The sequence below is a fragment of the Streptomyces carminius genome, from assembly GCF_002794255.1.
Lineage (GTDB): Bacteria > Actinomycetota > Actinomycetes > Streptomycetales > Streptomycetaceae > Streptomyces > Streptomyces carminius.
On record NZ_PGGW01000069.1, the window covers coordinates 805,854 to 828,815 of the forward strand.

24 protein-coding genes are annotated in these 22,962 nt (G+C 72.1%); 14 read left to right on the forward strand and 10 right to left on the reverse strand.

What is annotated here, in order from left to right; all coding sequences use genetic code 11:
• Window positions 1-3 precede the first annotated feature (3 nt).
• A complete protein-coding gene (locus tag CUT44_RS30595) occupies window positions 4-384 on the reverse strand; it encodes an arsenate reductase family protein (protein ID WP_100205310.1) in 381 nt (126 codons plus the stop codon).
• A gap of 338 nt (window positions 385-722) precedes the next feature.
• Between CUT44_RS30595 and CUT44_RS30600 the strand changes: the two genes are divergently transcribed.
• A complete protein-coding gene (locus CUT44_RS30600) occupies window positions 723-1,457 on the forward strand; it encodes a polysaccharide deacetylase family protein (protein ID WP_100205166.1) in 735 nt (244 codons plus the stop codon).
• A gap of 131 nt (window positions 1,458-1,588) precedes the next feature.
• On the opposite strand, the gene CUT44_RS30605 is transcribed toward CUT44_RS30600, so the two are convergent.
• Window positions 1,589-2,941 (reverse strand): extracellular catalytic domain type 1 short-chain-length polyhydroxyalkanoate depolymerase, encoded by a 1,353-nt coding sequence (locus tag CUT44_RS30605; protein WP_100205167.1) that lies wholly within the window; start codon window positions 2,939-2,941, stop codon window positions 1,589-1,591.
• Window positions 2,942-2,968: 27 nt separating this feature from the next.
• Between CUT44_RS30605 and CUT44_RS30610 the strand changes: the two genes are divergently transcribed.
• Window positions 2,969-4,153, forward strand: coding sequence for a PucR family transcriptional regulator (locus CUT44_RS30610; protein ID WP_100205168.1), 1,185 nt, complete (start codon window positions 2,969-2,971; stop codon window positions 4,151-4,153).
• Window positions 4,154-4,214: 61 nt separating this feature from the next.
• On the opposite strand, the gene CUT44_RS30615 is transcribed toward CUT44_RS30610, so the two are convergent.
• A complete protein-coding gene (locus tag CUT44_RS30615) occupies window positions 4,215-5,165 on the reverse strand; it encodes an alpha/beta hydrolase (RefSeq protein WP_100205169.1) in 951 nt (316 codons plus the stop codon).
• 470 nt (window positions 5,166-5,635) lie between these two features.
• Here CUT44_RS30615 and CUT44_RS30620 point away from each other — a divergent pair, with 470 nt between their 5' ends.
• Both CUT44_RS30620 and CUT44_RS30625 read left to right on the forward strand, forming a co-directional pair.
• On the forward strand, window positions 5,636-6,520 hold the full coding sequence (locus tag CUT44_RS30620) for a polysaccharide deacetylase family protein (protein ID WP_199185894.1): 885 nt from the start codon (window positions 5,636-5,638) through the stop codon (window positions 6,518-6,520).
• A gap of 35 nt (window positions 6,521-6,555) precedes the next feature.
• Window positions 6,556-7,902: an SGNH/GDSL hydrolase family protein gene (locus tag CUT44_RS30625; RefSeq protein WP_100205170.1), complete on the forward strand. Its 1,347-nt coding sequence runs from the start codon at window positions 6,556-6,558 to the stop codon at window positions 7,900-7,902.
• Between the two features lie 144 nt (window positions 7,903-8,046).
• On the opposite strand, the gene CUT44_RS30630 is transcribed toward CUT44_RS30625, so the two are convergent.
• Window positions 8,047-8,538 (reverse strand): Gmad2 immunoglobulin-like domain-containing protein, encoded by a 492-nt coding sequence (locus CUT44_RS30630; protein WP_100205171.1) that lies wholly within the window; start codon window positions 8,536-8,538, stop codon window positions 8,047-8,049.
• A 426-nt stretch (window positions 8,539-8,964) separates the two neighbouring features.
• On the opposite strand from CUT44_RS30630, the gene CUT44_RS30635 reads away from it, so the two are divergent.
• Entirely contained in the window at window positions 8,965-9,198 is a 234-nt protein-coding gene (locus CUT44_RS30635; protein WP_100205172.1) for a hypothetical protein, read from the forward strand.
• A 195-nt stretch (window positions 9,199-9,393) separates the two neighbouring features.
• On the opposite strand, the gene CUT44_RS30640 is transcribed toward CUT44_RS30635, so the two are convergent.
• On the reverse strand, window positions 9,394-9,717 hold the full coding sequence (locus tag CUT44_RS30640) for a DUF6011 domain-containing protein (protein WP_233221766.1): 324 nt from the start codon (window positions 9,715-9,717) through the stop codon (window positions 9,394-9,396).
• A gap of 643 nt (window positions 9,718-10,360) precedes the next feature.
• Between CUT44_RS30640 and CUT44_RS33325 the strand changes: the two genes are divergently transcribed.
• From CUT44_RS33325 to CUT44_RS30650, 3 genes are all read left to right on the forward strand, one after another.
• Entirely contained in the window at window positions 10,361-10,531 is a 171-nt protein-coding gene (locus CUT44_RS33325; RefSeq protein WP_158239695.1) for a hypothetical protein, read from the forward strand.
• A complete protein-coding gene (locus CUT44_RS30645) occupies window positions 10,528-11,925 on the forward strand; it encodes a glycosyltransferase (protein WP_233221767.1) in 1,398 nt (465 codons plus the stop codon). The genes CUT44_RS33325 and CUT44_RS30645 overlap by 4 nt, the downstream gene beginning before the upstream one ends.
• A 211-nt stretch (window positions 11,926-12,136) precedes the next feature.
• Window positions 12,137-12,427 (forward strand): transposase, encoded by a 291-nt coding sequence (locus tag CUT44_RS30650; protein WP_100205173.1) that lies wholly within the window; start codon window positions 12,137-12,139, stop codon window positions 12,425-12,427.
• A gap of 199 nt (window positions 12,428-12,626) precedes the next feature.
• On the opposite strand, the gene CUT44_RS30655 is transcribed toward CUT44_RS30650, so the two are convergent.
• Window positions 12,627-12,815 carry a hypothetical protein gene (locus CUT44_RS30655; RefSeq protein WP_100205174.1) on the reverse strand — a complete coding sequence of 63 codons (189 nt, stop codon included), beginning with the start codon at window positions 12,813-12,815 and terminating at the stop codon, window positions 12,627-12,629.
• 72 nt (window positions 12,816-12,887) lie between these two features.
• On the opposite strand from CUT44_RS30655, the gene CUT44_RS30660 reads away from it, so the two are divergent.
• The 5 genes from CUT44_RS30660 to CUT44_RS30680 all read left to right on the forward strand — a co-directional run bounded on the left by CUT44_RS30660 (window position 12,888) and on the right by CUT44_RS30680 (window position 18,498).
• Window positions 12,888-13,628, forward strand: coding sequence for an ABC transporter ATP-binding protein (locus CUT44_RS30660; RefSeq protein WP_100205313.1), 741 nt, complete (start codon window positions 12,888-12,890; stop codon window positions 13,626-13,628).
• Window positions 13,625-16,159: an FtsX-like permease family protein gene (locus tag CUT44_RS30665; RefSeq protein WP_100205175.1), complete on the forward strand. Its 2,535-nt coding sequence runs from the start codon at window positions 13,625-13,627 to the stop codon at window positions 16,157-16,159. Before CUT44_RS30660 ends, CUT44_RS30665 begins: the two co-directional genes overlap by 4 nt.
• A 109-nt stretch (window positions 16,160-16,268) precedes the next feature.
• On the forward strand, window positions 16,269-17,399 hold the full coding sequence (locus CUT44_RS30670) for a sensor histidine kinase (protein WP_100205176.1): 1,131 nt from the start codon (window positions 16,269-16,271) through the stop codon (window positions 17,397-17,399).
• Window positions 17,396-18,097 (forward strand): response regulator transcription factor, encoded by a 702-nt coding sequence (locus CUT44_RS30675; RefSeq protein WP_100205177.1) that lies wholly within the window; start codon window positions 17,396-17,398, stop codon window positions 18,095-18,097. The genes CUT44_RS30670 and CUT44_RS30675 overlap by 4 nt, the downstream gene beginning before the upstream one ends.
• 158 nt (window positions 18,098-18,255) lie before the next feature.
• A complete protein-coding gene (locus CUT44_RS30680) occupies window positions 18,256-18,498 on the forward strand; it encodes a site-specific integrase (RefSeq protein WP_233221768.1) in 243 nt (80 codons plus the stop codon).
• A gap of 130 nt (window positions 18,499-18,628) precedes the next feature.
• On the opposite strand, the gene glnA is transcribed toward CUT44_RS30680, so the two are convergent.
• Window positions 18,629-20,038: a type I glutamate--ammonia ligase gene (gene glnA / locus CUT44_RS30685; RefSeq protein ID WP_100205178.1), complete on the reverse strand. Its 1,410-nt coding sequence runs from the start codon at window positions 20,036-20,038 to the stop codon at window positions 18,629-18,631.
• Between the two features lie 244 nt (window positions 20,039-20,282).
• Here glnA and CUT44_RS30690 point away from each other — a divergent pair, with 244 nt between their 5' ends.
• On the forward strand, window positions 20,283-20,750 hold the full coding sequence (locus CUT44_RS30690; protein ID WP_100205179.1) for an RDD family protein: 468 nt from the start codon (window positions 20,283-20,285) through the stop codon (window positions 20,748-20,750).
• A 163-nt stretch (window positions 20,751-20,913) separates the two neighbouring features.
• Here CUT44_RS30690 and CUT44_RS30695 read toward each other — a convergent pair whose 3' ends face one another.
• The 3 genes from CUT44_RS30695 to lipA form a co-directional block, all read right to left on the reverse strand.
• Complete coding sequence (locus CUT44_RS30695) at window positions 20,914-21,609, reverse strand: DUF4191 domain-containing protein (protein WP_100205180.1); 696 nt, start codon at window positions 21,607-21,609, stop codon at window positions 20,914-20,916.
• A gap of 10 nt (window positions 21,610-21,619) precedes the next feature.
• On the reverse strand, window positions 21,620-21,799 hold the full coding sequence (locus CUT44_RS30700; RefSeq protein WP_100205181.1) for a hypothetical protein: 180 nt from the start codon (window positions 21,797-21,799) through the stop codon (window positions 21,620-21,622).
• 215 nt (window positions 21,800-22,014) lie between these two features.
• A complete protein-coding gene (gene lipA / locus CUT44_RS30705; protein WP_100205182.1) occupies window positions 22,015-22,953 on the reverse strand; it encodes a lipoyl synthase in 939 nt (312 codons plus the stop codon).
• Between the last annotated feature and the right edge of the window lie 9 nt (window positions 22,954-22,962).

Genomic DNA, 22,962 nt, shown 5'->3' on the forward strand with positions numbered 1-22,962 from the left:
GCGTCAGTGCGCGGCCGGCGGCACCTGGCGGGACAGCGCCTCGCGCACCGCGTCGTCGGTGCGCGCCACCACCGCCGAACCGTCGTCGGCGGTGATGATCGGCCGCTGGATCAGCCGGGGGTGCTCCGCCAGCGCCGTGATCCACCGGTCCCGCTCACCCGGCTGCCTCGGCCACTCCTTCAGCCCCAGCTCCCTCGCCTCGGCCTCCTGGGTGCGGGTGATGTCCCACGGTTCCAGCCCGAGCCGCGCCAGCACGGTCCGCAGTTCCTCCTCGTTCGGCGGGTCCTCCAGATAGCGGCGGACGGTGTACTCGGCGCCCTCCGCGTCCAGCAGCTTCACCGCGCCGCGGCACTTCGAGCAGGCGGGATTGATCCAGATCTCCATGCGGTCACGGTAGCGGGACACCTGCGGGCCCGGACGCGTCAGACGGACGGCGGAGGAACGGCCTCCGCCGTCCGACAACCGCTCGGTTTTTCCGCCGGACCTCGCCGGCCGGCGGCGCCGGGGAACCCCCGAAGACCTCTCCGACCTGCGCAGACGGCCGGTTGGCCGGGGAGGGAGCGGTGCTTGACGGCCGCTCGGGGCCTTTCTATGGTCTCCCCGCTCCACCGGAAAGGTTCCGAAAGCCTCCACCCCCCACTGGGCTGCCGGGAGCGGTGCACTCAGGCCGTGGGCACCGCTCCCGGCGATCCGCGAGGAATCAGGAAAGGGCCGCACCGACCATGACGAGGACCACCGAAAGGACCGTCCGGGGCCGTCTCGGCCTGCGCCGCCGCATGCGCCGTCTCGCGCTTCCCCTGCTGCTCTCCGCCGGGCTGTGCGCGGGCGCGCTGGGCACGACGGGAACCGCCCAGGCCGTCGACGCCACCGTCATCACCTCCACCCAGAGCGGCGGCCGGACCGTGTCGTTCACCTTCGACGACGGCCCGGACCCCACCCACACCCCGCGGCTGCTGGAGGTGCTGCGCAGGCACGGCGTGAAGGCGACCTTCTGCCTGTGGGGCGACCATGTGCGCCAACACCCCCACCTGGTGCGGCAGATCGCCGACGACGGCCACCGGCTGTGCAACCACTCCATGGCCCACCAGGACATGGGCGGCTGGTCGCAGCAGCAGGTCCGGCAGAACCTGGAGCAGACCAACGCGGTCATCCGCCAGGCCGTGCCGAACGCGCAGATCACCTACTACCGTGCCCCGTACGGCAGTTGGGGCCAGTCCCCGCAGGTGGCCGCGTCCATGGGCATGCAGCCGCTGGGCTGGCGGATGGACATCGCCGACTGGACGCCGCCGGGCACCGCGGAGCTCGTCCGGCGCCTGATGCAGGGCATCACGCCCGGGGCCGTGGTGCTGATGCACGACGGCGGCGGGGACCGCAGCCAGACGGTCTCGGCCGTCGACCAGGTCATCCCCCAGCTGAAGTCGCAGGGCTACACGTTCGACCAGCCCGCCGTCCGCTGAGCCGTCCCTCGGCGTTTTCGCGTTTCTGCGTTTCCGCGTTTCCTCTCGTCCGGTTCGCCCGGATCCGGCATCGGCCCCGGCGGGGTTCTCCCGCCGGGGCCGGTGCCGTCGTGCCGTGTCCGTTCGGGGCGTCACACGACGGAGCAGGCGGCTCCGTTCAGGGTGAAGGAGGCCGGCTCCGCGGTGTTGCCGTTGTGCCTGGCCTGGAAACCGATCTGGACGCTGTCTCCCGCCGAGAGGGTCGAGTTGTACGAGACCGCCCGCGCGGTCACCGCGCCGCTGCCGGGACTGTAGGTGGCGCCCCAGCCGGAGACGATGGTCTGGCCCGCGGGCAGCTCGAACTCCAGCGCCCAGCCGCTGACCGGGGTGTCACCGGTGTTGGTGAGGGAGATGGAAGCGGTCAGGCCGCTGTTCCAGGAGTTGACCGAGTACCCGACCCGGCAGGCGCCCGGCTCGGGCTCGGGTTCGGGCTCCGGTTCGGGCTCCGGCTCGGGCTCGGGCTCGGGCTCACCGGTGCCGTCCAGGCCGAAGAAGGAGATGGCCCGCGCCGCCATGCCGCCGGCGGGCAGCGAGTGACTGCCGCCCTGGATGCTGATGGCCTCCACCGGTGCCTGGTCGCCGGTGCCGCCGTAACGGGTGCGGTTCCAGCCGGGCTGCGGGGAGTCGGAGGCCGAGGGGGTCTGGCTCAGCCCGTGGACGTTGGTCCACTGCTCGATCTGCTCGTTGAAGTTCGGGTACCGCAGGGTGTCGTCGTTGGTGCCGTGCCAGATCTGGATCCGCGGCCGGGGGCCGTCGTAGCCCGGGTACGCGCCCCGGACCATGTCGCCCCACTGCTGCGGCGTGTGGTTCCGGGTGCCGTTGGCGCAGGAGCTGTTCCAGCTCGATCCGTCGGTGGTCCCGAAGCAGGAGTGCGGCACGCCCGCGAAGGACGCGCCCGCCTTGAACACGTCGGGGTAGTTGCCCAGCAGGACGTTGGTCATCATCGCGCCCGACGAGGCCCCGGTGACGTAGATCCGCCCGGAGTCGGCGTTGTGGCGCTGCTCGACGTAGCTCACCATCGACCGGATGGCCACCGGGTCGCTGCCCCCGTCACGGCGCAGCGCCTGGGGCGAGGAGACGTCGAAGCACTGGCCGCTGCGGGTCGCGGACGGGTAGACCACGATGAACCCGTGCTGGTCGGCGAGCCGGGCGAACTCCGTGCCGGAGTGGAACGCCGGACCGGAGCCGGTGCAGTAGTGCACCGCGACCAGCACCGGCGGCCGCTCCTGCACCCGGTCGGGCACGTACAGGTGCATCCGCAGGTTGGTCGGGTTGGTGCCGAAGTTGTTCACCTCGACCAGCTGCGCCGCCGAGGCGGGCGGCGCGGCGGCGAAGAGTGCCGCCAGCATCGGTAAGACGGCCCCCAGGAGCGCCGCCAGCCGTGACCGGGCGGATCTCCTCCCGGCCTCCGTCGTCGTTGTGTTCTGCATGGACCTGTTGGTCATGTGCCCGTCCTTCCTAGACTGCGGGATGTGAAGGGACTGCTGCTGCGGCTGTCGGAGCTGGACGCGGACGCCGCCACCGCCGTGCGGGTGATCGCGCACTTCGAGGCGCTGCTCGGCGGAGCTCTGGACCCGGCCACCCTGGCCCGGTCCACCGCCGCGCTGGCAGGGTGCGCGGCGGGGCTGGAGCTGGCCGACGGCCGCACCGCCCGCTTCGGTCCGGGGGGCGCCGCCCTGGCGGGCGCGCCGGGGAAGGTCTCCGGCCGGGTGGACCTGGATCCGGCCGGCCGGGTCTGGCTGGAGCGCCCGGGCGAACCGGGGCCGTTCGACGAGCTGGTGCTGGAGTGGATGGCCATCGCCGCCGGGGTGCTGGCCGGCCGCCCCCGGGCCGCCCGCTCACCCCGGGCGGCCGATCCGGCGCTGGTGGAACTGGTGCTCTCCGAACGCGAGGACGCCCCGGACCGGGCCCGCGCGCTGCGGCTGCTGGGCCTGGCCCCCCAGGTACCGCTGCGGGTGGTCGCGGTGGCGCCCCGGGAACCGGATCCGGTCACCGGGACGGACGCCGGAGTGGCGGCGGTGGCGCTGTTCGGACGCGGCGCCCTGCGCGGCTCCGTCCGGGTCGCCCGGGTCGGCTCGCTGGGCGCGGTACTGGTGCAGCGCCCGGAGGGCACCCCGGGCGGAAACGCCGCCTCACCGGCCACCGAACTGCGGGCGGCACTGCGGGAACGGGCCCGGGAGCGGAGCACGGCCCGCAGGCCCGACGGGGGCATCCGGGTCGGGGTCGGCGGCGCCGCCGACCCGCTGGCCGCCCACGACTCCTGGGCGCAGGCCTGCTCGGCGCTGCGGTTCGCGGTGGAGGGTTCCCCCCAGGAGGCGGTGGTCGACCACGACACGCTCGGTCCCGTGGCCCTGCTGGCGGACATCCCGGTGGAACGGCTGCGCGCCCAGCCGGACGTACGGCTGCTGGGGGAGCTGGCGCGCAGCGAGCGGGGCGGGCAGGGCGGGCAGGGCAGCGACCTGCTGGCCGCCCTGGCCGCGTTCTGCCGCACCGGCTCGCTGCGGCAGGCCGCCGCGGAGCTCCATCTGCACCACAGCTCGGTGGCCGCCCGGCTGGCGCACGTGGAGAAGGAGCTGGGCTGGCAGCTCCGCGACCCGCAGGACCGCTTCCGTGCCCAGCTCGCGCTGTACGCCCTGCGGCTGGCCGGCGACGGCTGAGCGGGTGCCCCGGGCGCGGGCCCGCCCGCCATCTCGTGCGCGGGCCCGCCCACCGCCCGCGTCACCGGCCCAGCGCCCTGCGCAGCACGGCGACGGCCTCGTCGGTCGCCCGCCGGATGACGGCGGCGTGCTCCACCGCCCACGCCCCGTGGAAGGTGCCGGGGAACAGATGCACCTCGGCGGGCACCCCGGCGGCCAGCAGGGCGCGGGCGTAGTCCAGGCCCTCGTCCCGCAGCGGGTCGAACTCCATCACCGAGACGTACGCGGGCGGCAGTCCGGCCAGGCCGGCGGCCCCGGCGCGGGCGGGCGCGGCGTACGGGGACACCCCGGGGGCGCCGCGCCTGCCGGGCCCCAGGTAGGCCTCCCAGCTCAGCAGGGCGTTGCGCCGGTTCCACACCGGGGTGTCGGTGAACCGCCGCGCGCTGGGGGTGTCCAGCCGGTCGTCGAGCGAGGGGCTGCACAGGTGCTGGAAGCAGATCGCGGGCCCGCAGCGGTCGCGTGCCAGCAGCGCCAGGCCGGCGGCCAGCCCGGCCCCGGCGCTGTCGCCCCACACGGCGATCCGGTCGGGCAGCACGTCCAGCTCGGCGGTGTTCTTCACCAGCCAGCACAGCCCGGCGTAGCAGTCCTCCAGGGGCGCGGGGAAGGGGTGCTCGGGTGCCAGCCGGTAGTCGACGGAGACCACCAGCGCCGCCAGCTCCCGGCACAGCATCAGGTTCCAGTCGTGGTCGGCGTCCGGCGAGCCCAGTACGTAGCCGCCGCCGTGGATGCCGTAGACGGCCGGCAGCGGGCCGCGCGCCCCCTTGGGCCGGTAGAGCCGCAGCCGCACCTCGGGCGCGCCGTCGGGCCCGGGCGCGCCCGCCTCCGTGACGTCCACTCCGGTGGTGTCCGCCGCCGCGACCGCCGCGGCGAGCTGCCACGCCTGCGCGGCGCGGGCCTCGTCGAGGTCGGTGATGTCCACCTCGGGCATCAGGCAGAGCGCGGCGGCCAGCTCCGGGTCGAAGCGGTAGCGCATGCCCGTCCTCCGGTGGTCGCTGGGGGGAAGGTGGGGGTACGACTGCCCGGCGGGCCGCCGTGCGTGCCGGGTGTGCGGTGCGGCACGGTGCGCGGGAGTGTCGTGGTGAGACGGTGACACGGGAGTCCTCCCAGGTCATCAGACGGGTGTCGGGAGAACGGGGGGCCCGGCCCGACACCTGCGCGGTTTTTGCGGCACTTCCTGTCGCGAGCGGCTCTCCGGAGCCGTCGGAACCCACTCTGAGCTGCGAGGAAGCATCTGTGAAGCGTGCCGCGGGCGGCTCTTGACTCCGCTCCGGGGCCTCTCTATGGTCTCCCCGCCCCACCGGAAGATTTCCGAAAAGTTTCGGCCCCGACGCGCGGATCCCGCGCACAGGTCTCCGGCGGGACAACGGCTGTGACGCCGACTGTGACGGCCGACCGCGGCGCCGGCCGCGCCGGCCGTGGCAGCGCGTCAGGAAGGGACCAGCGTTGACCGAGACCACCAGCACCAGCACCAGCACCTGTACCAGTACCAGCACCGACACCGGCACGACCGCCGGGGAGGCCCTCCGGCCCGCGGCGTCCTCCCGGCGCACCCGCCGGCTGCGCCGCCTCGCGATGCCCCTGCTGCTCACCACCGGCCTGTGCCTGGGCACGCTCGCCGCGGCGGGCACCGCCCAGGCGCACGGCGCCGGGCAGGGCAAGGCGTACGGGAAGACGCACGGGAAGGGGTACGGGAAGGAGCACGGGAAGGGACGCGGAAAGGGGAAGGCCACGGCCGCCATCGTCGAGACCACCAAGCACGGCGGCCGGACCCTCGCCCTCACCTTCGACGACGGCCCCGACCCCGAAGACACCCCGGAACTGCTCAGGGTGCTGCGCGAACACCGGGTGAAGGCGGTCTTCTGCCTGTGGGGCGACCACGTCGCACAGCATCCCGAACTCGTGCGCGCCATCGTCAGGGGCGGGCACACCCTCTGCAACCACTCCATGCACCACGACGACATGGGCACCTGGACCGAGGAGCGGATCCGCGCCGACCTGGAGCGGACCAGCGCCGAGATCCGCAAGGCCGCACCGGGCGTGCCGATCCCCTACTTCCGTGCCCCGTACGGCAGTTGGGGCAAGTCCCCGCAGGTGGCGGCGGCCCTGGGGATGCAGCCGCTGGGCTGGCGGCTGGCGATCGGCGACTGGGAGCCGCCGGGCACCGAGGAACTGGTCAGGCGCATCACCGAGGGCGTCGAGCCCGGTGCCGTGATCCTGATGCACGACGGCGGCGGCGACCGCAGCCAGACCGTCGAGGCAGTCGACCGGATCGTCCCGCAACTGCGGGACGAGGGCTGGCGCTTCACGAAGCCCGCCCGCCGCGCCTGACCTCCCGTCCGCTCCCGACGCCCAGGAGATCCCACATGAGACCGAACACCGCGCGCGGCCGGGTACGGGGCGCCCTCGTCGCCCTGCTCACCGGCGCGCTGCTGCTGCTGGTGGCGGCGCAGGCCACCCCCGCCACCACCGGCCCGGCCGCGCCCGCCGCGGCCGGGAAGGGCAAGCACGACCGCCACCGGGCCTGGGTCGGCACCTGGTCGACCACGCCCACGGCCGTGCCCGAGTCCGACACCACCGCCTTCGAGGACCAGACCATCCGCCAGATCGTCCACACCAGCGTCGGCGGGAAGCGGGTCCGCGTCCGGCTGTCGAACGAGTTCGGCGACCGGCCGCTGGTCATCGGCGAGGCCCGCGTCGCCCGCCGGGCCGGCGACTCCGGCGGGCGCATCGACACCCGCACCGACCGCCCGCTCACCTTCGGCGGCCGTACCTCCGTCACCGTCCCGGCCGGCGCCCCGGCCGTCAGCGACCCGGTCGAGCTGACGGTGCCCGCCGGCTCCGACCTGGTGATCAGCCTCCATCTGCCCGAACGCACCCCGGGCTCGACGGTCCACGCGTTCGCCTTCCAGCACAACTACGTGGCCGCCGGCAACGTCACCCGCGCCGCGGACGTCACCCCGACCGCCACCATCGACCGCTGGTACTTCCTGACCGGTGTGAGCGTCGCCGCCGACGGCCGCTCCCCGCGCTCCGAGGCCGTCGTCGCCTTCGGCGACTCCATCACCGACGGTTCCGACACCGAGGTGAACGCCAACCACCGCTGGCCCGACCTCCTCGCGAAGCGGCTGCGCGCCGCCCACGGCCCCCACCCGCTCGGCGTGCTCAACCAGGGCATCAGCGGCAACCGCCTGCTGCACGACCCCAACCCGCCCGCCGGCTCCGGCGCGGACGCCTACGCGGCGTACTTCGGGCAGAGCGCGCTGCGCCGCTTCGACCGCGACGTGGCGGCCCAGCCCGGCGTCGAGCACGTCATCGTCCTGCTCGGCGTGAACGACCTCGGCCACCCGGTCGCCGGTACCGCGCCGGAGTCCGAGAAGGTGACCGCCGAGGACGTCATCGCCGCCCACCGCCAGCTCATCGCCCGCGCCCACGAGCGCGGACTGAAGATCCACGGCGGTACGATCCTGCCGTTCAAGGGCGACACCTTCGGCTTCTACACCGCCGAGAACGAGGCCGCCCGCCAGGCCGTCAACCGCTGGATCCGCACCGGCGGCGAGTACGACGGGGTCATCGACTTCGACAAGGCCCTGCGCGACCCGGCCGACCCGCGGCGGCTGCTGCCCCGCTACGACAGCGGCGACCACCTGCACCCCAGCGACGCCGGTGCCGAGGCGATGGCCGAGGCCGTCCCGCTGCGCCTGCTGCGCTGACCGGCGCACCCGGTCACCACCCCACCCCCCCCACACGGCGGCGCCCGGCCCGGCGGCACGATCCCCGGCCCGGGCGCCGCGCCCACGCGCGGGGCGGAACCCGCCCACCGGCCGGTCCCGCCCCCGGAGGGGGCCGGGAATCCCTCAGGCGCGGCCGACGGGGATGCGCAGAACCTGCCCGGGAATGATCACGTCGGGATCGGTGAGCTGCGGATTGGCCCGTACGATCCTCGTGTGCAGGGCGGCGTCGCCGTAGTGGGTCCGGGCGATCGCCGACAGGGTGTCCCCCCGCTCCACCTCGTGCTCGCGGTAGCCGACGTAGTCCGGGACGATCCGCGGCGCGTAGACGGCCGGGACGGTCACCCTGTTGATCTCGCTGCCGTCCTTGGCGCTGGTCTCGAAGACCTGGATCAGGATCTGGTCCCGCGCGAGCGCCGCGCCGCCGAGGTCGACCTGGAGCTGGAACTGCCCGTGTTCGCCGGTTCCGCCCCCGACCTCGAAGTGTCCGCCCACCTCGTCGTGTCCGTCGCCGACGCGGTAGTTCAGGACGGCCTCGAAGCCGGTGCCGACGCCCGCGACCCGGACCGGATCGCCGACCAGGTCGAACTCCCGCGGCTGATCGATGCGGTTGGTCATGAGAATCCTTCCGGTTGAGCGGGTCTGTGGCACTCCCCACCGTGGGAAAGGGAGCGCGCGGCGGTCAAATGCCGTGTCGGGGTGTCAGAAGGAACAAGCCACCCCTTCCGTCCCGGCCGCGGTGCCGTCCCCGCAGGCGGCCGTCGCTCGCCCGCCGGCCACCGGGCCTCCGACGGGCGTCTTCCGGACGGTTCCCCGTACGTGCCGGGTGCCGGACCCCGGCGGCTCCGCGGGACGGGAGGGAAGCCCACCGGGCCTTTACGGCGCGGTGCTCCCGCCGGGGGCCGGGGGAGGCGGAGGAGAACGCTTCGACGGTGCTCCCGGGATCCACCGGAGAGGCCCCGGTGTTTGTTCCCCTGCCCTCCGGGAAACCGTGGGCGTCTGTCCACCGGGAAGACCCGGAGTACCGAGGCAAGGAGGAACCCCATGTCCGGGCAGGACGACACGCGCCGTACGGGGGAGGCACCCGCCGGTCCCTCCCGTCCCGGAGACGGCGGCCGGGGCACCGGGGAACCGGAGCCGCGGCGGTCCCCGCTGGAGGAGGACCCCGCCGTGCGGCGTGCCTTCACCGACGACAACACCGCCACCGCTCTCACGACGGAGGACGAGGACGACCGCGGTCCGCTGGCCCCGCGTTTCCAGGAGCCGGGCGGCTCCTGAACCGGCGGCGGAGCCGGCTCCCGACGGCGTGCGGACCGGTCTCACCGGTCACGGCGGGGGCGGACGGGAGAGAAGCGGTTCGGCCGCGGCCGAACCGCCGCGGCGAACGTACGGAAGGGGAACGGGCCCCCGCCCCGGGGCGGGGGCCCGGCACACCGCCCGGGAGGCCGGTACGCGGGAACCCCGCCGCGGCCGTCACCCGGCGCCCGTGCTCCCGGCCGCGCCGTCCCGCTCCCCGGTACGGCCGGTCGGCGGATCTTCTCCCGGGGGCGGTCCCGGCGGCCCGGCCGGGGCCATCGGCCACGGCAGTTCCTCCTGTGCGATCTCCCAGGTCCCCGGTGCCGGGGCGGAGCGCAGCGCGAGCTTCTCGCGGCAGTCGTCACCCAGGCCCCACAGTCGCGCCCGCCGCCCTCGCAGCGGCCGCCCGCACATCCGGCACAGCACCCGGCGGCGCTCCTCCCCGGAGGGCTCGGGGCTGCCGGGGAGCGGTACGGGCTCGGGCCCGGGTACGGAAGTCACCCCACCGGTGTAGCAGACCGCGCACCCGCCCGGCGACGCGCCGGAGGACCGGAACGGGCGGAGGCGGACGGGGCGGCGGCCGGCCGTACACGCTCCCCGCCGCGTGATCGGCCACCGTCCTTCCCCGAAGGGACGGGCCCGGGCCGCCCGGTACCCGGATTCCGGTGATCCGTCCGGCGGAAACGATGGCGGCAGGGCCGGAAAGGAATCGAAGAAGTCCTCGCGCCGCCACCCCCCGGAGAAGACGATCCGGTGATTCCCGTCAAGCGCCGGAAGTCCTTCTCGTTTGCTTCCGCGTGGTCGGGGTTCCGCTCTCCGGACGGGGGCGCCCGGGGTGCCGGGAGAGTCGTGCCGGGCCGGCGCGCCGCGCCGCGCCGGGGAGTCCCCCGGCCGCTCCCGGTCCCGGGGCGGCGGCCCGGGCAGCGGGGAGATCCGGCCCGCGCACGTTCTCCGGCATCAATTTCGAGCCATCCTCATCCGCTCACGGGAAAAGCGGGTGCCCTTCCATCCCCCGGCTGTCCAGCCGGTTTTCCCCATTGCCACCGGGAACCGTAACCCCGGCCACCCCACCCGTTCCCCCGGACCACATAAAATGCCCGGCGCCGTCGAAACCATCCGGACCTCTCAAGGAGGAGAATCAGCCATGTCCGAACACGGTCAGTTAGCCAACACCGGCACCAGCGCCCTGGTCATAGGCGGTATCACGCTCTACAACGGCTGGTGGCTGGCCTCCGTGGCCCTCGGTCTGGTGGCCGTGGGAGTGCTGGTCACCAGGATCGGTTTCCGTGCGGGCCGCCGCGCGGGTGAGCGGTGAGCGGCGAGCACCGGAGCCCGCTGCCGGCCGCCCGCCTGCACCGGTCCGGAACCGTCCTGGCGGGCGTCCTCGTCCTGACGCTGCTGGCGTTGTGGACCGCCTACCACTCCCTGGCCGTCTACGACCGCGACGGCGGCACCGCGGGGCGGCTCTTCATCGCCTGGAGCGTGCTGTTCCTCGTCTTCGCCCTCCAGAGCGTGCTGTACCACCTGGAGCGTCCGCGCCGCCCCACACCCGAGGCGGCCCGCCGGCTGCGGGAGCTGCACGTGGCCGTCCTGATGCCCGTCTACAACGAGGACCCCGGCTATCTGCGGCTCGGTCTGGAGTCCCTCCTGCGGCAGACCCGCCCGCCGGACTCCGTGCACATCGTGGACGACGGCTCCACCAGCTCGGACTACGCCGAGGTCCGCGCCTGGTGGGAGGAGGCGTCCCGGGCGGCGGGGGTGGCCGGTACCTGGCGGCGGGTGCCCAACGGGGGCAAACGCCGCGCCCAGGCCCACGCGGTGACGGCCGGCCCCCGGGCGGACGTCTACGTCACGGTCGACTCCGACTCCTGTCTGGCGCCCGACGCGCTGGAGGAGGTCCTGGCGCCCTTCGCCCGCCCCCGGGTGCAGTCCGTCGCCGGACTGGTGACCGCCACCAACAACCGCGCCGGCCTGCTGGTGAGGATCACCGACCTGTGGTTCGTCACCTGCCAGCTGGTGGACCGCTCGGGTCAGTCCGCCGTCGGCGCGGTGATGGTCAACTCCGGGCCGCTGGCCGCCTACCGGGCGGCGGTCGTCAGGGACAACCTGGACGGCTATCTGAACGAGACCTTCCTGGGCCGCCCGGTGACGTTCTCCGACGACTCGCTGCTGACGCTGTACGCGCAGGAGCGCGGGCTGACCGTCCAGCAGCCCTCGGCGGTCGTCTTCACCGCCATGCCGGAACGCTGGTCGCACTTCTCCCGGATGTACCTGCGGTGGATGCGCGGCTCGACGATCCGCTCGGTGTGGCGGATGCGCTATCTGTCCCCGGCGCGGCCGGCCTTCTGGCTGCACCTGCTGCGCTGGTTCCAGCTGGTGCTGACCCAGTTGGTGGTGGGGTGGCTGCTGCTGGTGGAACCGGCCGTGTTCGGCAACCCCCCGCCGGCCTCGATGCTGTGGATCCCGTTCCTCATCGGCTGGGCCCTGGGCCTGCGCTACCTGGGCCTGGTCCGTTCCGACGAGCCCGTCCGGGCCCGGGTGCTGACCTGGCTGATGATGCCGCTGGCCACCGTACTGGCCTGGACGGTGCTGCGCTGGCTGCGCTGGTACGGCATCGCCACCTGTGCCCGCACCGGCTGGGGCACCCGCCGGCACGGTGCGGAGGTCTCCCTGACCGGCCCGCCCCCGGCCCCCGCCCCCGCGCCGTAGGCGGCGGGAACGCGTGGAGGCCGCCGGCCGTACGCCCCGCGGCGTACGGCCGGCGGCCCCGGGACCGGCCGGATACCGAAGAAGGGACCGGCCGGCCCCGCGACCTGCCGTAGCCGGGCGGCACTTCGCCGGCCTGCGCAGATGCGAAGCTTCCCCTTGATCGTGGACACCTGGAGACTGGGACCTGAGGTTCCAGAGGAAGTAGCACCAGGTGGGAAACAAGTACACAAAGCGGTACACCGAGGAGTTCAAGCGGGACGCGATCGCGCTCGTCGACCCCTCTGGCAAGACGGTCACCGCGGTCGCCCGGGAACTCGGCATCAGCTCGGCGTCCCTGCGCGGCTGGTACCGCCGGGCCAAGGCTGACCGGGGCGAGGGGCAGCCCGGTGAGCTGACCAGCGCCGAGCGCGAGGAACTGCGCCGGCTGCGCAAGCACAAGACCTTCGGCTACCTCACCCCGGCCGAGACCCGGCAACGCCATCAACACGCCCTCGCGGCATAACGAACGAGTGTCCAAGATCACGGGGAAACTTCACCGACGACTTGACCCTGACCGCCGTCGCGGTCGACCCCGGTGTGTCCACCGTGCCTGACGCGGACGCTGCGTCTCTCGTCGGGCAGGTCGCCGCGGCTGACCTGATCGCCGGGTCGTTGCTCGCCCCCGGCGCGGTCCTCCGCGATCGCAGCGATGACCGGCCGGTTCAGCACCAGATCACGTCGAGGCCGTCGTGCTCCACGTGGTCGTCGAGCGTGACCACCGCCACAATCCTCGGCCGGATCGTCGGCCACCAAGGTCGGCCGTCCGGTCGCTCGTGTAGTCCCGTGCGAGTACGCGTCGCCTCCTGTGGGCGGATGCGGCCGCCGACGGCCGCCAGCATCGTGGTGGACACCAACCACTCATCGGAGGTCTCGTGTCCCCACATCCGCAATCCCCGGTCATCGATGGGCAGTCCGGGAGCGCGCTGTCATCCAACGCTGATGACGCTGCGGCCAGGCTCGTCGGCGCAGTCAAGCGATACGGCTCCGGCCAGTCGGCCGTCGTCGCTCTCGACGACGTCACCATCGCGTTCCCGGCGGGGGAGTTCACGGCTGTGATGGGCCCGTCGGGTTCGGGAAAGTCGACGATGATGCACTGCGCCGCCGGGCTGGATCAACTGACGTCGGGCCGCGCCTTCATCGGCAACACCGATCTGTCGACCCTCGACGACCGCGAACTGACCATGCTGCGCCGAGAACGGATCGGGTTCGTGTTCCAGACGTTCAATCTCGTCGGGACCCTCACGGCCGAGGAGAACATCTGCCTACCGTTGACGTTGTCGGGCCGCCGGCCGAGCGAAGGAGTGCTCGAACAGGTCGTGTCGATGCTGCGCCTCGGTGATCGCATGCATCATCGGCCGACGGAGCTCTCGGGCGGCCAGCAACAGCGCGTCGCCATCGCCCGGGCGCTGGTCGCCCGGCCACACGTGGTGTTCGCCGACGAGCCCACCGGCAACCTCGACACCCGGTCCGGACAGGAGATCCTCGGATACCTGCGATCAGCGGTCGACAAGCATCATCAGTCGATCGTGATGGTCACGCACGATCCCAACGCCGCTGCCTGGGCGGACCACGTCGTGTTCGTCGTCGACGGCAGGGTGCACGACGTGATGGATCGCCCGTCGGCCGATTCGGTGCTCGGCGTGATGAAGGGCCTGGGGCGATGAGCCAGATGGTGCGGAGCGCGGCCCGGAGCGTGTTCGCGAGCCGGGGTCGGTTCCTGCTCACGGGCACGGCGATCGCACTGTCGGTGGCGTTCCTCGCCGCGACGCTGGTGCTGTCCGACTCGATGCGCGGCCGAGCGGCCGACGATATCGCCGAAGCGTTGGCCGGGACGGACGCCGTGGTGCAGGGCGTTTCCCTCGGCGAGCCCGGCGGAGGACCGGGAGATCCCGCCAGGTCGGTTCGGCAATCACTGGATCCCGACATCACCGAGCGCGTGGTTGCGGTCGACGGCGTCGACGGGGCCGCCCCGCAATGGGTCGGCTTCGCGAAGCTGGTCGTCGACGGATCGACGATCGGAACCGGCACGGCGAGCGACGTCGGTCGCAACTGGGTCGCCGACCCGGCGCTCAATCCGTTCCGGCTCGCGAGCGGGCGACCACCGACCGAGGTCGGAGAGGTCATGATCGATCGATCGCTCGCCGATGACGCAGGCGTGGCTCCGGGTGACGTCGTACAGGTCCTGACCGCGACGGGGATGCACGACGCGACCATCACCGGTATCGCGACGTTCGCGTCGGCGGACGCGGCACCGCTGCAGCGAACGGTTCTGTTGGCCGACGGAGCGGTGTCCGCCTGGCTCGACAAGGCGGCGCCGACCGAGGTGTTCGTCGACATCGCGGAGGGTGCCGACCGCACCGAGGTGCTCGGCCGACTGTCGGCGCTGTCCGATACCGAGGTCGTCGACGGACCCGACTACATCCGGACGATGCAGGACGCCGCGACGTCACCGCTGCAGTTCCTGAACGTGTTCCTCCTGGCCTTCGCCGTGGTCGCGATTCTGATCGGCGTGACGATCATCTTCAACACGTTCGTGCTCACCGTCGCCCGCCGCCGGCGGGAGTCGGGACTGTTGCGTGCGATCGGTGCGAAACGACGCCAAGTGCTCGGCGGAGTGGTGATCGAGGCGGCGTTCGTCGGAACGATCGCCACGCTCGCCGGCCTCGTATGCGGGGTCGCGGGAGTGGGCGTGCTGCGCTGGGTCGTCGGACTCACCGGGGTCAGCCTGATCACCGGGCCGACGATCGTGAGCCCGACCTCGATCGCGATCGCCGCGGCCGTCGGTATCGGCGCAACGATCCTCTCGGCATGGATCCCGGCTCGCCGCGCGGCGGCGACACCACCGATCGAGGCGCTGCGCGAGAGCGCGGCGGAACCCCGGGTCGTGAGCCGAGCGCGGACTGCAAGCGGACTCGTGCTCGCCGCGGCGGCGATCGCTGGAGGAGCTGTGGCTGTGGTGGGCTCGAACCCAGTGTGGCTCATGCTCGCTGCTGCCATTGTCCCGGCGCTCGTGCTGTGCGGCCCGGCGATCGTGACAGCTTCAGCACGTTGGAGCTCTCCGGCTGCCCGCCGCGCCGCCGGTGTGTCTGGCTCGATCGCAGCGGGCAACCTGGCTGCGAGCCCCCGTCGATCGGCATCGACGGCGCTCGCGCTCATGCTCGGAATCGCAATGGTGACGGTGTTCTCGATCTTCGCGAGCTCACTGACGAGCGCGGTGGGAACGGACGTCCGTGAGGGACTGAAGGCGGACCTGGTGGTCACGTCGGCGACCCCCGACTTCTCGACGATCGACCCCACCCTGGCCGACCGGATAGCAGCGCTGCCCGATGTCGACTCGGTAACTGCGCTGTCGATCGCCGAAGGGATAGTGGCGGGGAAAGCCGAGGCGATCGGCGGCATCGACCCGACGGCACTGCCCACCGTGTACGACCTCGACCCGATCGCCGGCGACCTCGCCGATCTGAGCTCGGGAGGCGTGGCCGTGGTCGGTGACGACCCGGCGCTGCTTGGCGGAACCCTGGAGATCGAGTTCGAACGATCGACCATCGAAGCGCCGATCGTTGCCGTGGTCGAGAGGAGCACCGGCGGTTTCGAAGCCCCACCGTACTTCGTCGACCGTGCGACACTCGACGCCTCGGTCGGTCGTCTGCTCGACGCGCAGGTGTTCGTCGACCTCGCCGACGGAGCGGTGGCGGACGCCGAGGAAGACGTGCGGGCCCTGGTCCGGGATTCGCCCGGGTCGTTCCTGGCGACCCGGGAGGAACACGTCGCCAGCAGCGGGAGCGAGATCGCCGCGTTCGGGTACTTCATCGACGGGATGCTCATTCTGGCGAGCTTCATCGCGCTTCTTGGAGTCGCCAACACCACGGCGCTCGCGATCAATGAACGCTCTGGAGAGATCGGGCTGCTGCGAGCGGTCGGGGCGTCTCGGCGGGAGCTGCGTCGCATCGTGCGGCTCGAGGGGGCACTCCTGTCGTTCGTTGCAGCATCGATCGGTATCGCCGTCGGAGCCGGCTTCGGCTGGGCGATGATCGATGTCACTGGAGGCGCGGAGATCCCGTCCATCGTCGTACCCTGGCTCCGTCTGGCAGTGACGCTGATCGTCGCAGTCGCAGCGGGCGTGGCCGCTGCAGCGTGGCCCGCGTTCCGGGTCTCCCGGGTGCCTGTGCTCGAGCTGGTGAGCCGGGACCGCTGATGCGCCCAGGTTCAGCACCTGGACCGGGCGGCCGGCCCACGACCGGTCCAGGTGCGGAGACCTCCCGTCGGAGTATGCGCCCGCTGTCGATCGCGACGATGATGGTGCCATGACGCACACGGATCACCGCACCAATCGCGCCGATCTCGCTGCGCTCGTCGCCGCGTTGGCGGTGTCGATCGGCGTGTTCGTCCTCGATCCGGACGTCCTGGCCGGACGGGAGCTCCCAGGCGTCGCGATCGCGGCCGTCGCCGCGGTGCTGCTCGTCGTCGCCGGTCGGTTCGGTCGGGTCACCGTCGTGGCGATCGGCGTGCTGACCGTCGTCACCCTCGCATGGACCTCCAGCCCGGTCGCGCTGGGACCGATGCTCGCCGTGGCGCTGTTCCGTCTCGTGCGCCGGAGCGACGATCGCTCTGTGATCTGGTTCGGATCGTTCGTCGCGATCGTCGTCGCCGGCTTCGGGGCGCTGGCCGGTGATGAGCCGTTCTGGTTCGAATGGGTCACCTACTCAGCCGTTTTCCTGCTCCCGATCGCCGCGGCCGACGCCCGTCGCTCGAACCTGCGGCGTCGAGCCGACGGAATGGAACGCCAGGTCGCCGAGCGGCTCCAGGCGGAACGCCTTCGCATCGCGTACGACCTGCACGACATCGTCGCCCATTCGCTGTCGGCGATCACCGTCCAGTCCGGCATCGCCGCCCACGGGTTCGAGCGCGATCCCGCCGCCGCTCACACTTCGCTCGTCGAGATCAACGACGCGGGCAGACGATCGCTCGACGAGCTGAGATCCCTGCTCGGGCTCCTCCGGTCCGACGAGTCGGTCCCGCTTCGCCCGATACCGACGGCCACCACCACCCTCAGCGACGTTGTCGCTGCCGCCGGGCACTCGACGGAGGTCGAGGTGGTCGAGGACGGTCACTATCCTGCGGGCGTGGCGGAGAGCACCGTGGTGACGGTGCACCGCATCGTGCACGAGTGCCTGGTCAACGTCGCCCGCCACGCCGGCGACGTCCCCACGGTCGTCCGGCTCCGGCACGCAGACGGCGGCGTGCACGTCACCGTGTCGAACGAGGCCCCGGCCACCGCACGCGTTACGACACCGGGCACCGGCATCGGTCTGGTCGCGATCCGCGAGCGAGCGGAGCTCCTCGGTGGCACCGTCCACGCCGGACCCACCGACAACGGCGGGTTCACGGTGCACGCGTTCGTGCCGTACCAGATACCCGGCGGGTGGAAGGCATGACCCCTCGGCTCGACGCGCCTGCCGTGGCGAGGCGCGACATCCGCGTACTGCTCGTCGACGACCAGGAGTTGGTGCGCCGCGGGTTCGCAGCACTGCTCGCCAGCGAACCCGGCATCACGGTCGTCGGTGAGGTCGGCGACGGCGCGCAGGCGATCGCCGAGACCTGGCGGACACGCCCCGACGTCGTGCTGATGGACATCCGCATGCCTCGCATGGACGGGCTCGACGCGACGCGAGCGATCTGCGGCGACGAACGGCTCAGCGCCACCAAGGTGCTTGTGCTCACCACCTTCGCGCTCGATGAGTACGTCTACGAGGCGCTCAGAGCCGGTGCCTCCGGTTTCCTGCTCAAGGACACCCCACCGCGACTCCTGCTCGAGGCCATCGCCGCCGCCGCCGACGGTGACGTCCTCATCTCACCGGCGATGGCCAAGCGGTTGGTCGCCGACTTCGTTCGCCGACCGGCCATTCGTCCCGGCGACTCGGGTCCTCTCGATCTCCTGAGCGAGCGCGAGCGCGAAGTACTCGCCGAGGTCGCACGTGGCAAGACCAACTCCGAGATCGGCGAGTCGCTCTACATGTCGCCGCTCACGGCGAAGACGCACGTCAGTCGCATCCTCGGCAAGCTGAACGCGCGCGACCGCGTCCAGCTCGTGATCATCGGATACGAGACCGGACTCGTCAGCCTCGGCGAGTGAGCATCGCGAGCGTCGTGGCGGTCGGCTCTGTCGATGTCGGCGCCGGGATCGGCCACCCACCCTGACGGCTCAGCGCTACTTGCGAGCGAACCGCCTCGCGACGCCGGGGAACGTTCCGCCGAGCACCCCCCTGGAAGCCGGCCCTGACCAAGGCGGGCGTGCTCGCTCCGCTGGAGGAGTCCACTGGCGGGTCCCGGGTGTGGGAACCGTCCCGGGAGCACGGCTTCCATGCCCTGCGCCACTTCCACGCCTCCGAGGAACTGGAGGCCGGTGAACCGGTCGTGTCGCTGGCGCGGTGGCTGGGCCACTCCGATCCCGGGTTCACGCCGCGGAAGTACTTCCACTTCCTGCCCCGCGAGGGAGCACGGGGCAGCGCCGCCATCGACGCGGTCTTCGCTTAGCGCCGGGCTCGGGAGCGGGCCGCGGGAGCCCGGCCCGGCCGCAAAGTCCCAGAGAAGTCCCACGAACGCCGCCGCCCCCTGCCCGGCCTGCGTTTCTGCAGGTCGGACAAGGGGCAGCGGTGCTTGTCCATCAGATGTCGAAGTACAGCTCGAACTCGTGCGGGTGCGGACGGAGCTGGATCGGGGCGATCTCGTTGGTGCGCTTGTAGTCGATCCAGGTCTCGATCAGGTCCGCGGTGAAGACGCCGCCGGCCTGCAGGTACTCGTTGTCCGACTCCAGGGCCTCCAGCACGGCGCCGAGGTTGGTCGGGACCTGCGGGACGTTGGCGTGCTCCTCCGGAGCCAGCTCGTAGAGGTCCTTGTCGATCGGCTCGGCCGGCTCGATCTTGTTCTTGACGCCGTCCAGACCGGCCATCAGCAGGGCCGAGAAGGCCAGGTAGGGGTTGGAGGACGGGTCCGGGGCGCGGAACTCGACGCGCTTGGCCTTCGGGTTGGAGCCGGTGATCGGGATGCGCATCGCGGCGGAGCGGTTCCGCTGAGAGTAGACCAGGTTGACCGGAGCCTCGAAGCCCGGCACCAGGCGGTGGTAGGAGTTCACCGTCGGGTTGGTGAAGGCCAGCAGCGAGGGGGCGTGCTTGAGGATGCCGCCGATGTAGTAGCGGGCGGTGTCCGACAGGCCCGCGTAACCCTGCTCGTCGTAGAACAGCGGCTCGCCGGCGGTCCACAGCGACTGGTGGACGTGCATGCCCGAACCGTTGTCGCCGAAGATCGGCTTCGGCATGAAGGTCGCGGTCTTGCCGTTGCGCCAGGCGACGTTCTTGATGATGTACTTGAAGAGCATCAGGTCGTCAGCGGCGGCCAGCAGCGTGTTGAACCTGTAGTTGATCTCGGCCTGGCCGGCGGTGCCCACCTCGTGGTGCTGGCGCTCGACCTGCAGACCGGCCTTGGCCAGCTCCAGGGACATCTCGGCGCGCAGGTCGGCGAAGTGGTCGACCGGCGGGGCCGGGAAGTAGCCGCCCTTGTAGCGGACCTTGTACCCGCGGTTGTCCTCCAGCGCGCCGGTGTTCCAGGCGCCGGCCTCGGAGTCGATGTGGTAGAAGGACTCGTTCGCGCTGGTCTGGAAGCGCACGCTGTCGAAGACGTAGAACTCGGCCTCGGGGCCGAAGTAGGCGGTGTCGGCGATGCCGGAGGAGGCGAGGTACGCCTCGGCCTTCTTCGCCACGTTTCGCGGGTCACGGCTGTACTGCTCGCCGGTGATCGGGTCGTGGATGAAGAAGTTGACGTTGAGCGTGGCGTCCTTGCGGAACGGGTCCAGGCGGGCGGTGGACAGATCCGGGACGAGGGCCATGTCGGACTCGTGGATGGCCTGGAAGCCGCGGATCGACGAGCCGTCGAACATCAGCTGCTCGGCCGGGTCGAAGATCTCGGCAGGCACGGTGAAGTGCTGCATGATGCCCGGCAGGTCACAGAACCGGACGTCGATGAACTTGACGTCGTTGTCCGAGATGTACTTCTTTGCCTCGTCGGCGTTCTGGAACATCCAAGTCCTCCTAGTCCCGCCGCGCGAGGGGACGGGGTGACAGCTCTGGTGGCAGTCCAGGGTGCGTCCTGCTGTGCCCGACCTTAGATTTGCGGGATTTCTCAGGCATGACCCAATCGTTTCGGCGATGTTAACCAGGCGGACGGGGTGGCCGGTGTGCCCGGCGTCACTCGGCGCGTCCGCATACGTTCCGCGCGGCGGAGGCGGCCGGGTACCCCAAGACGCGGCACGTTACCGTTTACGGGTGGACAACAGGCAGGCAATCGGATCGTGGCTCTCCGGCCCCCGGGCGGCGGCCGAGCAGATGGGCGCGGACTTCGGCTACCGCGGCGAGCGGCTGGGACTGCCCGAGGAGGGCCCCGGGTCCGTCGCCCCGCTCGGCAGACGGGTGGGAGCGATCCTCGTCGACTGGGGTCTGTGCCTGCTGATCGCATACGCCCTGATCACGGGGGGCGACCTCGGGACAGCCGGAAACTGGGCACTGGCGGTGTTCACCCTGCTGGGCGTGCTCACGGTCGGCACGGTCGGCTTCACCCCCGGCAAGCGGCTGCTGGGCCTGCGGGTGATCGCCGTGAACGGCGGGCGGCTCCCGTTCCCCCGCGCGGTGGTCCGTACGGTGCTGCTGGCGCTCGCCGTGCCGGCACTCGTCTGGGACCGCGACACCCGGGGCCTGCACGACCGGCTCTCGGGTGCCGTGCAGGTGCGTATCTGACGGTACCGGTCCGGCGGGCCCGGCGGCGGACCGGCCGACGTGCGGAACGGGCGGTGGTCCGGTGCCCCGCGGGGCACCGGACCACCGCCCGTTCCGGCTCTGCGTGTGCGTTCCGGCTGCCGCCGGTGCGCCTCTCGGCGGCGGGTCGGCGGCAGGTGGCGGGTCAGCGGCGGGTGGGTCCCTTCGGCATCCGCATGCCGCGGCCCCGCGGCATCGGGCCCTTGGGCAACGGCAGGTTGTTCATCAGGTCGCCCATGGCCCGCAGCCGGTCGTTGATCTCGGTGACCTGGTGCCCCTGGAGCGTCCGGGGCAGCTTGACCAGCTTGGTGCGGAGCTTCCGCAGCTCGGTCTGGCCCTCGCCGGTGCCCACCACGATGTCGTGGACCGGGGCGTCGCCGACGACGCGCGCCATGCGCCTCTTCTCGGACGCGATCAGGGTGCGCAGCCGGTTGGGGTTGCCCTCGCCGACGAGCACGATGCCGGGGCGGCCGACGGCCCGGTGGACGACGTCCTGCTGGCGGTTCATGGCCACCGCCGGGGTGACCGTCCAGCCCCGGCGCAGATTCTCCAGCACGGCCGCCGCGGCACCGAGCTGGCCCTCCATCTGGCCGAAGGCCGCCCGCTCGGCCCGCCGCCCGAAGACGATCGCCATGGCCAGCAGGGCCAGCAGGAAGCCCAGGATGCCCAGGTAGACGGGGTGGCCGAGCCAGAAGCCGATCGCGAGAAGGACCCCGAAGGTGACGAGCCCCACGCCCGCGATGACGAAGCCGACCTTCTTGTCGACGCGCTGCGTCATCCTGTACGTCTGGGCGATCTGCTTGAGCCGCCCGGGATTCTCGGATGTTTCCTTCCTCGCCATACGGCGCAGTCTACGTCGCCCGCCTGGCCCCGGTCGCCGCGGCCTCCAGCAGGGCCGCGGCCTCGCCGCGCGCCCGCGCCCGGCGGCGGTCCTCCAGGACCGCGTTCCAGGCGTTGCGGCGCGCGGTGCGCTGCTCACCGGAGAGCAGCAGCCCCTCCAGCCTCTCCAGGACCCGCAGGGTGGTGTGCATCGTGGGTTCCCTCCGCATGACGGTCCTCGCACGGCGAGTGACGTGGACGATCCCGTCCCCCGATCGTCGCCGGACGGTGTTACCGGGGGATGACACGGCGGTCAAAGGCTCCGGAACGGCCGGACGGCGAAGAGGTGAACGGACGACCGGACGGCCGGACAACCGCCCGCCCGGACGGCCGGCCGTCCGGCCCGGCGGGGCGCGGGCGCCGCGGGTCAGGCCGCGTCGGCGCTCCGGCGCTCGAGGGCCTGCCGGTACAGCCGTCCGGCACGGTAGGAGGAGCGGACCAGCGGGCCGGACATGACACCGGCGAAGCCGATCTCCTCGGCCTCCTCCTGCAGCTCCACGAACTCCTGCGGCTTCACCCAGCGCTCCACCGGGTGGTGCCGGGGCGTGGGCCGCAGGTACTGGGTGATGGTGATCAGCTCGCAGCCGGCCGTGTGCAGGTCGAGCAGCGCCCGGGAGACCTCCTCACGGGTCTCTCCCAGGCCCAGGATCAGGTTGGACTTGGTGACCAGCCCGTCCGCACGGGCCTGGGTGAGCACGTCCAGCGACCGCTCGTAGCGGAAGGCCGGACGGATGCGCTTGAAGATCCGCGGGACCGTCTCGACGTTGTGGGCCAGCACCTCCGGACGGGCGGAGAAGACCTCGGCGAGCTGCTCGGGCACCGCGTTGAAGTCGGGGATCAGCAGCTCGACACCGGTGCCGGGGGTCATCGTGTGGATCTGGCGGACGGTCTCGGCGTACAGCCAGGCGCCGCCGTCGGGCAGGTCGTCGCGCGCCACACCGGTGACGGTGGCGTACCGCAGCTCCATCTGCTTGACGGACTCGGCCACCCGGCGCGGCTCGTCCCGGTCGAAGTCGGCGGGCTTCCCGGTGTCGATCTGGCAGAAGTCGCAGCGCCGGGTGCACTGCTCGCCCCCGATGAGGAAGGTCGCCTCGCGGTCCTCCCAGCACTCGAAGATGTTGGGGCAGCCCGCCTCCTGGCAGACCGTGTGCAGGCCCTCGCGCTTGACCAGGGACTGCAGGGCGTTGTACTCGGGGCCCATCTTCGCCCGGGTCTTGATCCACTCGGGCTTGCGCTCGATGGGGGTCTGGCTGTTCCGGACCTCCAGGCGCAGCAGCTTCCTACCGTCGGGTGCGACAGCGGACACGTCCGGTTC